At 71.4% G+C, this 11,140-nt stretch carries 10 protein-coding genes; 5 read left to right on the top strand and 5 right to left on the bottom strand.

The window, feature by feature from the left end:
- On the top strand, positions 1-1,687 hold a 1,687-nt coding region (locus tag AC08ON_RS04920), incomplete at its 5' end, for a phospho-sugar mutase (RefSeq protein WP_476616530.1).
- On the opposite strand, the gene upp is transcribed toward AC08ON_RS04920, so the two are convergent.
- Positions 1,633-2,271 (bottom strand): uracil phosphoribosyltransferase, encoded by a 639-nt coding sequence (gene upp, locus AC08ON_RS04915; RefSeq protein WP_476606621.1) that lies wholly within the window; start codon positions 2,269-2,271, stop codon positions 1,633-1,635. The two genes, AC08ON_RS04920 and upp, sit on opposite strands and share 55 nt — an antisense overlap.
- A gap of 49 nt (positions 2,272-2,320) precedes the next feature.
- Between upp and deoC the strand changes: the two genes are divergently transcribed.
- Positions 2,321-3,091 carry a deoxyribose-phosphate aldolase gene (deoC, locus tag AC08ON_RS04910; RefSeq protein ID WP_476606622.1) on the top strand — a complete coding sequence of 257 codons (771 nt, stop codon included), beginning with the start codon at positions 2,321-2,323 and terminating at the stop codon, positions 3,089-3,091.
- A 51-nt stretch (positions 3,092-3,142) separates the two neighbouring features.
- Here the strand turns inward: deoC and AC08ON_RS04905 are convergent, their stop codons facing one another.
- From AC08ON_RS04905 to AC08ON_RS04890, 4 genes are all read right to left on the bottom strand, one after another.
- Positions 3,143-3,883: a DNA-3-methyladenine glycosylase I gene (locus AC08ON_RS04905; RefSeq protein WP_476606623.1), complete on the bottom strand. Its 741-nt coding sequence runs from the start codon at positions 3,881-3,883 to the stop codon at positions 3,143-3,145.
- Complete coding sequence (locus tag AC08ON_RS04900) at positions 3,883-4,983, bottom strand: adenosine deaminase (protein ID WP_476606629.1); 1,101 nt, start codon at positions 4,981-4,983, stop codon at positions 3,883-3,885. The genes AC08ON_RS04905 and AC08ON_RS04900 overlap by 1 nt, the downstream gene beginning before the upstream one ends.
- 87 nt (positions 4,984-5,070) lie before the next feature.
- Entirely contained in the window at positions 5,071-6,375 is a 1,305-nt protein-coding gene (locus tag AC08ON_RS04895; RefSeq protein WP_476606624.1) for a thymidine phosphorylase, read from the bottom strand.
- A complete protein-coding gene (locus AC08ON_RS04890) occupies positions 6,372-6,806 on the bottom strand; it encodes a cytidine deaminase (protein WP_476606625.1) in 435 nt (144 codons plus the stop codon). Before AC08ON_RS04890 ends, AC08ON_RS04895 begins: the two co-directional genes overlap by 4 nt.
- Positions 6,807-6,927: 121 nt before the next feature.
- Here AC08ON_RS04890 and AC08ON_RS04885 point away from each other — a divergent pair, with 121 nt between their 5' ends.
- The 3 genes from AC08ON_RS04885 to AC08ON_RS04875 all read left to right on the top strand — a co-directional run.
- Entirely contained in the window at positions 6,928-7,146 is a 219-nt protein-coding gene (locus AC08ON_RS04885; RefSeq protein ID WP_476606626.1) for a hypothetical protein, read from the top strand.
- Positions 7,147-7,205: 59 nt separating this feature from the next.
- A complete protein-coding gene (locus AC08ON_RS04880) occupies positions 7,206-9,251 on the top strand; it encodes a protein kinase domain-containing protein (RefSeq protein ID WP_476606627.1) in 2,046 nt (681 codons plus the stop codon).
- Between the two features lie 93 nt (positions 9,252-9,344).
- A partial coding sequence (locus tag AC08ON_RS04875; protein WP_476616529.1) for a serine/threonine-protein kinase occupies positions 9,345-11,140 on the top strand: 1,796 nt, incomplete at its 3' end.

Raw genomic sequence — 11,140 nt, 5'->3', positions numbered from 1 at the left:
ACCGGCACCACCAGCACCACCAGCACCGGCGGCACCGAAGCCGGATCCGGCCACGGCCGGGAGCTCCATAAACGCCGCACCGGGCTCGGCCGCGGCCCCGAATTCCTCGACGGCGACCGTCGTCGTCGGCTACGACGCCCGGCATCGCAGCGAGGCGTTCGCCCTCGACAGCGCCCGGGTGTTCGCCGGTGCCGGATTGCGGGCGCTGGTACTCCCCAGGCCGCTACCCACTCCGGTGCTGGCCTTCGCCGTGCGCAGGCTGGGCGCGGACGCCGGTGTGATGGTCACGGCCAGCCACAATCCGGCCACCGACAACGGCTACAAGGTCTACCTGGGTGATGCTTCCTCTGACGCCGCGAGGGGAGCGCAGCTCGTGGCTCCGGCGGACCGTGAGATCGAAGGAATGATCGCGGCTGCCGGCCCCGCCCGGGCGATCCCACTCGCCGAGACCTGGCGGAGACTCGATGCGGATGTCGTCGACGACTACATACACGCGGCGGCCACGGCCGGCCGGGCAGCCACAGCCACAGCCACAGCCACAGCCACCAACCTACGCACAGACGTGACCACAGACGCGGCGGCCCTGACCGTTGCGTACACCCCGTTGCACGGTGTCGGCGCAGGCGTTCTCGGCGCCGTGTTCACCGCCGCGGGTCTCGCCGCACCCAAGGTCGTCCACGAGCAGGCCGAACCCGATCCGGAGTTTCCGACAGTCCAGTGGCCGAACCCCGAGGAGGCGGGGGCGATGGACCGGGTTCTGGCGCTCGGCGAGCGCATCGACGCCGATCTGGTACTCGCCAACGATCCCGACGCCGACCGGTGCGCCGTCGCCGTCGGAGGGCGGCTACTCAGCGGCGACGAGGTCGGTCTGCTTCTCGCCGATCATGTCCTGCACTCCCGCCCCGGTCCGGTGGCGACCACCATCGTCAGCTCCTCCGGTCTGCGTGCGCTGGCCGCCGAGGTCGGCGTTCCTTACGCCGAGACGCTGACCGGATTCAAGTGGATCATGCGTACGGACGCGCGGCTGGTCTTCGGCTACGAGGAGGCACTCGGCTACGCCGTCGCCCCGGAGCTGGTCCGCGACAAGGACGGCATCACCGCCGCCCTCGCCATCGCCCTGGTCGCCGCGCGGGCGAAGCGACGAGGCCGGACCTTGCCAGACCTGCTCGACGAGTTGTCCGCACGACTCGGTGTCCATCTCACGGGGCAACGCTCGGCGCGCTTCGACGACGTCACCCAGATCGACGAGACGATGCACCGCCTGCGGGCCCAGCCGCCGACCAGCCTCGCCGGGCGTCCCGTCACCGCAGTCCGTGACCTGCTGGCCGGCGGACGGGACGGGGACGCACCGGCGGGAGGCATCCCCCCTCGACCCGCACGCCCCGTGGACCGCGCCGACGCGGCGCATCCGGTTCTGCCACCCGCTGACGTGCTCATGCTGTTCCTCGACGAGGACCGGGTGATCTTCCGCCCGAGCGGGACCGAACCCAAACTGAAAGTGTACCTCGAGACCGTGGAGCCGGTGCCGGGGCATGCCGTCGACGCGGTGCCCGCAGCTCGGGACCAGGCCGCGGCACGCCTGCTCCACCTGCATACGGCCGCGGGCAATCTGCTCGACGGACGCGACGGAGATCACATCTCGCCGAAGATCCGATCACCCGCGTCGCCGAGCCCGGGCACAATATAGGCCGTCTCGTTCAATCTCTCGTCGACCACGGCGGTCACAATGGTCAGGTCCGCCGTGCCGACCGCAGGGCCACCGGATTCCAGCGCCGCAAGGCCCTCCGGTGCTGCCACCACGGAGACCACGGTGACGCCCCGCGCCCCGCGGTCGGCGAGCAGCCGCAGACAGTGCAGGGCCGAACCGCCGGTGGCGAGCATCGGGTCGAGCAGCAGCACCGGGCGGCCGGCCAGATCGCTGGGCACCGCCTCCAGGTAGACCGTGGGTTCGAAGGTCGTCTCGTCGCGGGAGAGCCCGATGAACGCGGTGTGGGCGTCGGGAAGCAGGTTGAGCGCCGCCGGCAGCATGCCGAGCCCGGCCCGCAGCACCGGGACGACGACCGGCTCCGCGGCCAGCCGCGCCCCGGAGGCCGTGGCCAGCGGAGTCGTGACGGCGACCGGCATCGTCGGCAGCGTACGGGTCGCCTCGTACACGAGCATCATCGCCAGGTCGTACAGGACGGGCCGGAACCGGGAGCGGGGCGTGCGCTCGTCCCGCAGGACGGTCAGCGACGAGGCCGCGAGGGGATGGTCGACGATGTGCAGCTGCACGGAAGGACTCCTCGTACGCGAAGCCGGGCGATCGGCAATGATGTAACGTATGACAACGGCTCCGGCAGGATCGGACCGTCCCGGCGAGGAACCCGAGAAGTCCCCCTCCCGACCGGCCGCCGGCGCTCGCCCCACGCTGCGGCGCGCCGAGGTGGCCCGGATGGTCGACCACACGCTGCTACAGCCGTCCGCCACCGGCGAGGAGATGCTCGCGCTGTGCGGGGAAGCTGCCAAGCTGGGTGTCGGTGCCGTCTGTGTGGCGCCGACCCATGTCTACCTGGCCGCCGCGAGTACCCGACGGGACCGCGGTGAGGTCAGGCCGGCCTTCGGCGTCGCCTCTGTCATCGGCTTTCCGCACGGCACGCACCTGACCGTCATCAAGGCCGAGGAGGCGCGGCGGGCGGTCGCGGACGGCGCCACGGAGATCGACATGGTCATCGACATCGCCAACGCGATGGACGAGAACTGGCGAGCGATCGAAACCGAAATCACCGAGGTCCGGCTGTCGGTGCCGCCGGACGTCGTACTCAAGGTCATCCTGGAGACAGCCCTGCTGCCGGACGAGAGCATCGTCGCCGCCTGCCGGGCAGCGGAGGCCGGCGGCGCCGAGTTCGTCAAGACCTCCACCGGTTTCCACCCGGCCGGCGGGGCCAGCGTGCGCGCAGTGCGGGCGATGGCGGCGGCCGTGGGTGGCCGGCTCGGCATCAAAGCCTCGGGCGGCATCCGCACCACCGAGAAGGCGATCGAGATGATCGAGGCCGGCGCGACCCGGCTCGGGCTGTCCGCCTCCGCGGATGTGCTCGCCGGCTTTCCCAGGTGACCGGCTTCCCCGGATGATCTGCCGGAGCTCCACCCAGCCCATCCGACCGGTTCACGGCCACGGACTGAACCGCCGCCGACGGCCACAGCCGAGATCTGACGGCTGGCCCACGCCCCCGGCCACCCAGCAGCCAGACAGATGATCATCAACGAGCCCGCAGGCCTGCATCAGAGCATAGGCGGTGGTCGGACCGACGAAGACGAACCCCGCCGCGCGCAGCCCCTTGGCGAGCGCCACCGACTCGGGGGTCTTCGCCGGCACGTCGGCAAGGGTGGCCGGCGCCGCCCGCCCCGTCGGCTCCGGCTGGAACGACCAGATCAGTTCCTCCAGAGGATGGTCGAGCGTAAGGACGGCGCGGGCGTTGGCGATCGTCGCCTCGATCTTGCGACGGTTTCGGACGATGCCGGCGTCGGCGAGCAACCGGTCGACATCCGCGGAACCGAACGCGGCCACGGCTGCCGGGTCGAATCCGGCGAACGCCGCCCGGAACGCCGGCCGCTTGCGCAGGATCGTCAACCACGACAGACCGGACTGGAACGCCTCCAGGGTCAGCCGCTCGAACAGACCGACCGTGTCCCTGACCGGACGCCCCCACTCGTAGTCGTGGTAGGCGACGTACTCCGGCGTGGACAGACCCCACGGGCATCGCGGGCAACCATCGGCTCCCACCACGACATCCGAGGCGGGCCTCACCGGGACATCCGAGGCGGGCCTCACCGGCCCGGACGTCCCGGACCCGGAGATCCCGCTACCGAGCAGATCGGGTTCAGCGCCCGGCGGACCGCCGCTCATCAGGCTGACTCCGCGGAGACGAGCTCCGCATAGCCCGGCTTGATGACGTTGTTGATGAAATCGAGCCGCCGGTCGAAGGGCAGGAAGGCGGACTTCATCGCGTTGAGGGTAAGCCAGCGGATGTCGGACCAGCCGTAGCCGTTGACGTCCACGAGGGTCGCGAACTCACTCGACAGCGACACGCCGCTCATCAGCCTGTTGTCCGTGTTGACCGTGACCCGGAACTGCAGCCGGCGAAGCAGCCCGATGGGGTGCCGCTCGATGCTCGGCGCGGCTCCGGTGTGCACGTTCGACGAGGGACACATCTCCAGCGGCACCCGGACGTCGCGCACGTAGTTCGCGAGATCACCGAGGATCGCCCTACCGTCCGGATCGACCGTGATGTCATCGACGATGCGCACTGCGTGCCCCAGCCGATCGGCGTTGCACCACTGCACGGCCTCCCAGATCGACGGCAGGCCGAACGCCTCGCCCGCATGGATCGTGAAGTGGCCGTTCGCCCGCTGGATGTATTGGAAGGCATCCAGGTGACGGGTGGGCGGATTACCCGCCTCGGCGCCCGCGATGTCGAACCCGACCACGCCGGCATCGCGCCACCGGACCGCGAGCTGCGCGATCTCCAGCGAACGGGCCTGATGGCGCATCGCGGTGAGCAGAGCGCGAAGGTGCAGCGGTGTGCCGGCCGAACCGGCTCGGAACCCGTCAAGCACGGCCTCGACCACCGCGTCCAGGGACAGCCCGCGCTCGAGGTGCAGCTCGGGTGCGAACCGCACCTCGGCGTAGACGACGCCGTCGGCCGCAAGATCCTCCGCGCACTCCCGCGCCACCCGCATGATCGCATCCTGGGTCTGCATCACCCCCACCGTGTGCCGGAACGTCTCCAGGTAGCGGACGAGCGAACCGCTGTGCGCGCCGCCACGGAACCAGGTGCTCAGGGCGTGGACGTCCGTGGTCGGCAGATCGCGGTAACCGGTCTCGTCGGCGAGCTCTACCACCGTGGCCGGCCGGAGCCCGCCATCAAGATGATCATGAAGCAGTACCTTCGGTACCTGGCGGATATCCTCGACCGTGATCGCCGGGGACCGTGCGTCGTTCGTCATCATGTCCTCCGTCATCGTCTCGACGGTAGGCCACGGGTACGACAGAACAGCGACGGCACGATGACGACCCGGACCGCCGGGACCGGTTCAGCTGATGTGATCGAGGACAAGCGGTGTGCTCGGGGGTGGCGCCGCGGCGACCTCCACCGCTCCCGCCAGGGCCTCCCGGGCCCGCTCGACGCTGGCCGGGTCATCGGTGTGCAGTTCCAGCAACGGCTCGCCGGCCGTGACCGGGTCACCGATTCCCACCCGCCACCGCACGCCCGCCGTCGCGGAGACCGCGTCCTCCTTGCGGACCCGGCCCGCGCCAAGCCGCCAGGCCGCCAGGCCGACCGCTCGGGCGTCCAGGCGGTGGAGATAGCCGGTCGCCGGCGCGGGGACGGTCTCGACATGACTCGCCGCCGGAAGCGGCGCGTCCGGATCGCCGCCCTGGGCCGCGACCATCGCCCGCCACACCGCAAAAGCGTCCCCGGCAGCCAGCACCTGCGCGGGATCATGAAGAGCACCGGACCGGTGGCCGAGTTCGGCGGCGACGAGGTCGATCATCACCCTGGCCAGCGCGACGGTGACCTCCACCAGATCCGCCGGCCCACCACCACGGAGGGTCTCCACGGCCTCGGCCACCTCCAACGCATGCCCGGCGGTCCGGCCGAGGGGATGGTCCATCCCGGTCAGCAGGGCCTCGGTGCGGACCCCGGCGGCAACGCCGATCCGGACCATCGTCCGGGCGAGCTCACGGGCCTCATCCACCGACGTCATGAAGGCCCCGGAGCCGACCTTGACGTCCAGGACCAGCGCCGACGTGCCCTCGGCGATCTTCTTGCTCATGATCGACGATGCGATGAGCGGGACCGACTCGACGGTTCCGGTGACGTCCCGCAGCGCGTAGAGCCGGCGATCGGCCGGGGCGAGGCCGGCACCCGCGGCGGCGATCACCGCACCCACCTCGGCGAGGAGCTCACGCATCCGGGTGGCCGACAGATCCGCCCGCCAGCCGGGGATCGCCTCCATCTTGTCCAGCGTTCCACCGGTGTGACCGAGCCCCCGCCCGGCGAGCTGTGGGACCGCGGCCCCACAGGCTGCGACCAGCGGCACCAGCACGAGCGAGACCTTATCGCCGACCCCTCCGGTGGAGTGTTTGTCGACGGTGGGACGTCCCACACCGGTCAGATCCAGGCGCTCCCCACTGTCGATCATTGCGGCGGTCCAGCGGTCCAGCTCGGCGGGAGTCATCCCGCGCCACACCACCGCCATCAGGTACGCCGACATCTGCTCGTCGGCAACCAGGCCCCGGGTGTAGGCGTCGACGAGCCAGTCGACGGCCCGGGGATCGACGGGTCGACCGTCCCGCTTGGCCCGGATCAGATCGACGACGTCGAAGCTTCCGCTCACGCGACACCCGGCAGATCGTGCGGTCCGAACGCTGCGGGGAGCAGGTCCGCGATGGTGCGCACGCCGTCGCCCATGGCGACGAGCAGATCCGGCCCGCCGTGCTCGTAGAGCAGCTGACGGCACCGTCCGCAGGGCGCCAACGGCGCACCGTCGGAGTCGACGCAGGCGAACGCCAGCAGCCGACCACCGCCTCTGACGTGCAGCGCCGAGACGAGACCGCATTCGGCGCACAGCCCGAGGCCGTAGGACGCGTTCTCGACATTGCAGCCGACGACGATCCACGGGTCGTCACCGGTGGTACGTCCGGCGGCGTCCGGCAGATCCACGACCAGTGCGGCAGCACCAACCCGCAGACCCGAGTAGGGCGCGTAGGCACTCTGTGCGACACGGACAGCAGCGTTTCGCAACCGCTCCCAGTCTTTGTCGTTCACACTCCACCCCATGTCCGTGGTCCGTTCGGTCGCTGTCGCCAGCATGCCCGACCCCCCACGATCCGGCCACGATGTGATCCCATGGACGCGGGCCCCACCGGCGATCGGAAGGGACGACGGGATGGCAGGCGAGTCCCCGGACAATCCGGGTTCGGCCAGGGCGGTGACCCTCGTCGGGGGACGGTACCGGCTCGACGGGGTCATCGGACGCGGCGGATTCGGCGTCGTGCACCGGGCCACCGACGAGCTGCTCCAGCGCGTGGTTGCAGTCAAGGAAGTACGGCTGCCGCTCGGGGAGAACGCGGACGAACGCGGACGAACGCGGACGAACGCGGCCTGACCCGCGAGCGGGTCCTGCGCGAGGCGCGCGCCGCCGGTCGGCTGCATCATCCCGGTGCCGTGGCCGTCCTCGACGTCATCGACGATGGCGAGCTGCCCTGGATCATCATGGAATACGTTGACGGCCGGTCCCTCGGCACGATCATCAACGATCGCGGACCGCTGCCGGTCGAGGAGACGTGCCGGATCGGCATCAGCCTCGCCTACGCCCTGGAGGCCGCGCACCGGCTCGGCGTGGTGCACCGCGACGTCAAGCCGAGCAACGTGCTGGTGACCGCGGACGGCCGGGCCCGGCTGACCGACTTCGGCATCGCGGTCAGCCAGGGGGATCCCCGGCTGACCAGCACCGGGATGGTGATGGGCTCCCCCGCCTACCTGCCGCCGGAACGCGCCCGTGGCGATGCCGGCAGCGCCGCGGGTGACCGGTGGGGACTGGGCGCCACGCTGTTCACCACCGTCGAAGGTTACCCGCCCTTCACCGGCGGTGACCCGATTTCGGTGCTCGCTGCCCTGGTTCAGGGACGACGCCAGCCCTTCCGGCTGGCCGGACCGCTTGTACCGGTGATCGACGACCTGATGGCCCCGCACGAGGCGAGCCGACCACCGCTCACCGTCGTACGCAGGCGACTGCGCGAGATGGTCGAACGAGATGCGGTCCGCCGGCCCTCGCGTCCTTCTCGGCCCACTCGCCCCCGCTCATCGACACGTACCACCTCCCCGGCCGCACGGGCCGTACCGACCACACCGGCCGAGTCCGCCACCGCAGCATCCGCGGCCGCGACCCCCGCAGCCACGATGCCCGTGCCGCCCAGAGCACCGGAAACACCGGAAACACCCGTCGGCGCCGCACCGGCACAGGTCGCCGAGACCGTCCTCGCCACGTCACCCGCCCACCCCTCACCTCCCGAGGAGGCCACCGAAGCCGTCCCCTCCGGCGACGTCACCGGGTTCCCGGAGACCGAGGCCCGGTCGGAGACCAGTGCCGTCTCCGGGATCAGTGCCGTCCCGGCACCGGTGGCCGCCCTGACCACGCCGGGCGCCGAGACGCGTCAGGACGACACCGAGACGCGCCAGGACACCGAGACGCGCCAGGACACCGAGACGCGCCAGGACACCGAGACGCGCCAGGACACCGAGACGCGCCAGGAGGCCACGCCGTCGCGGACACCTCGGTCCCGTCCCACCGGGCCGTTGGAGCGCATGCACTCGATCGACCGGATGCGTGCCCTGGGCGGAATCCCGGCCCGGGCCCGGCTCATCGGCCGAGGGCACGGCAACGGTCTCACCGGCGGCGACGTCGAACTGGCTAATCTCTTCGCCACTGCCGCACCGGCCTCCCCGCCGTCGACCGCCCGGCTGCGGCCGGCGCCCGACGGGCCGGCGGGAATCGGGCCGGCGGAAGATCCGCCACGCGACCCCGGCGCCGGTGATCGACGCCGCGTGACCATCGCCGTGGCGACGCTCGTGGCGCTGGTCGCCGCCGCGATCATTGGCATCGTGATCGTGGTGACAGGGGGCCCGGACGACAGGAGCCGCGACACCTCGGCCAACCAGACCGGCGGCATCTCGGCGCCGACCGGAGCCGGCGGGTCGGCCCTGGCGGATCCGGCGGCGGCCGGGGACCCCGTCGCCCGGGAAACCACCCCGGTCGCGGGCCCGCCTGGCTGGGTGTCCTACGTCGATCCCACCGCCGGCTGGTCCGTGGCGTACCCCTCGGCCTGGCAGCGCCGTGAGGGGCCCGGCGGACCCGGAAACGTCGACTTCGTGGACCCGGCTACCCGGTCCTTCCTACGTGTCGGTAGCGTCAGGCAAGCAAACACCTCTGCCATCGGCGACTGGCAACGCAACGAGGCCGGCTTCCGGCAGAGCGTGCGGGATTATCGGCAGATACGGCTGGCTCCCAGCGATGGTGGGGATGGCACCAACCAGGCCGACTGGGAGTTCGGGTACCGCGGGTCGGACGGGGTCATGGTGCATGTGCTCAACCGGGGTGCAATTCGCAACGGCCACGGATATGCCCTGTACTGGCATACCAGGGAGGATCTGTGGCTGCAGGATCAACCGTTGATGCGCCAGCTGTTCGCCACCTTCCGGCCCGGTCCGTGATGTCGGCCATCGATGGATTTGCGGTGCCCGTAGTGTTCGGAAAGATGCGGGCCGTCCGGCGCGCGCATCAGTCCATCTGTCAGACTTGACACGATGGCTAAATCGGCAAGCGTGCCCCCGGACACCTCCCGGCACGGCACACCTCGCTACGTAGCGCAACGCTACCGGCTCGACGCGCCCATCGGGCGTGGTGGAGCCGGTGTCGTCTGGCGCGGTGAGGACGAACTACTCCAGCGTCCGGTCGCCATCAAAGAGATCCTCGTGCCGATGGCCGGCGCGCAGAACGAGCGCGACGCGATTCGGGCCCGGGTTCTTCGCGAGGCCCGCGCCCTGGCCAGGCTGCACAGTCCCGCCATCGTCTCGGTGTACGACGTGGTCGAGGAACATCAGCGGCACTGGATCATCATGGAACTCGTCGACGCGGACAGCCTCGGCGATGTGATCCGCAACCAGGGCCCGCTGCCTTTCGACCAGGTCGCCGCGATCGGGCTGGCGCTGACCGACGCGCTCGCCGCGGCTCATTCGGCGGGCGTGCTCCACCGCGACGTCAAGCCCGGGAACGTCCTGCTCGGGCGGGACGGCCGGGTGCGGCTCACCGACTTCGGCATCGCCGCGACCGAGGGCGACGTGACCCTGACCGGCACTGGGGCCCTGGTCGGCTCCCCGGCCTACATCGCTCCCGAGCGGGTCCGGGGCTCCTCCGGTACTCCCGCGAGCGACCTGTGGGGGCTCGGCGCGACGCTGTACTCGGCCGTCGAGGGTCAGCCGCCGTTCGAGGGCCCGGAGACCTACGCCGTACTGACCGCCGTGGTCGAGGGCCGCCGGCGGGCCTTCCGGCTAGCCGGTCCGTTGCGCAACCTGCTCAGTGACCTGATGAACCGGCCGGCCGAGGAGCGGCCCGACGTCACGGAGATCCGCCGGCGGCTGATCCCGATCGCGCGCAATGCGAATCCGGTACCGGCTTCGGTCATGCACGCCCGTCCTCGGACTGACGAGGAGACGGACGCGAGTTCCGTCGACGTCGGCCTGGAGAACCTCGACGACCCGGCCGAGCCGGCAGCAGGCGCCGGACCGGCCGCGGATTCCCGGTCGGGGTCGAGCGGCGGTGTCGCCGGGACCGCGGGAGTCCAGGCGGGCGAGGCAGCTTCGGCGGCCGGGGGAGACCAGGGGGCTGTCCCGGGCCCGGGGAACCGCCTGACGAACCGCCCGGCGTCCGCCGCCACGCCGCCCGTCCCCGCTGACCGCGACGTCACCGTGGATCCCCTGCTCAACCCCCTTGGCGGGGCCGCCGTGGCGGCCGCGGGCGCTGCCGGGTCGCGCACCGGTCGCAGGGAACCCGACCGCACCGGCCCATCGAACCGCGTGATCCCGCCGGATCGGACCACGCCGCAGAACCGCGCAGCACCGCCCGGCCGGACGCGGCCCGACCCCGACCACGACGCGCCGACCAGCATCGGGCTCAACAGCGTGGCGGGGCCTTCGGTGGACGACGACGTGACCCGCATCGGCGCGGTCACCCCCGTGTCGGCGACCTCCGACCTGGATCTGTTCGACGACGACAATCACGCCGCCGGACTGTTGCCCCTCGGCGAGGCTCGGCGCCGCGCCGAGCCTGCCCGCCACGACGGACACGGTCGCGGACCGGGCGACCCCCAGCGGCGTCGGCAGCGGACGATCGCGGTCGTGGCCGGAGCGGCCATGCTCGTGATGGGCGCGGCCATCGCCCTGACCGTCGGGCTGACCTCCGGCGGCTCGACCCCCGGGCCGAACGATGTCACCGCGCAGCAGACCACGCCACCGCCCATCGCGACCATCGCTTCATCCCCCCCGGCCGTGACTTCACGATCCGCCGCGTCTGAGGTCGTCGCCCCGGACTCCCCGCGCTATAC

The sequence above is a fragment of the Frankia sp. CoWAU3 genome (genome assembly GCF_977971855.1).
Note: the sequence above shows the minus strand (reverse complement) of the source record. Positions and strands in the feature narration are given on the sequence as shown.

Coding starts and splice junctions, on each gene's coding strand:
- deoC (WP_476606622.1), top strand. CDS start 2,321: ATGACAACGGCTCCGGCAGGATCGGACCGTCCCGGCGAGGAACCCGAG.
- AC08ON_RS04905 (WP_476606623.1), bottom strand. CDS start 3,883: ATGAGCGGCGGTCCGCCGGGCGCTGAACCCGATCTGCTCGGTAGCGGG.
- AC08ON_RS04900 (WP_476606629.1), bottom strand. CDS start 4,983: ATGACGAACGACGCACGGTCCCCGGCGATCACGGTCGAGGATATCCGC.
- AC08ON_RS04885 (WP_476606626.1), top strand. CDS start 6,928: ATGGCAGGCGAGTCCCCGGACAATCCGGGTTCGGCCAGGGCGGTGACC.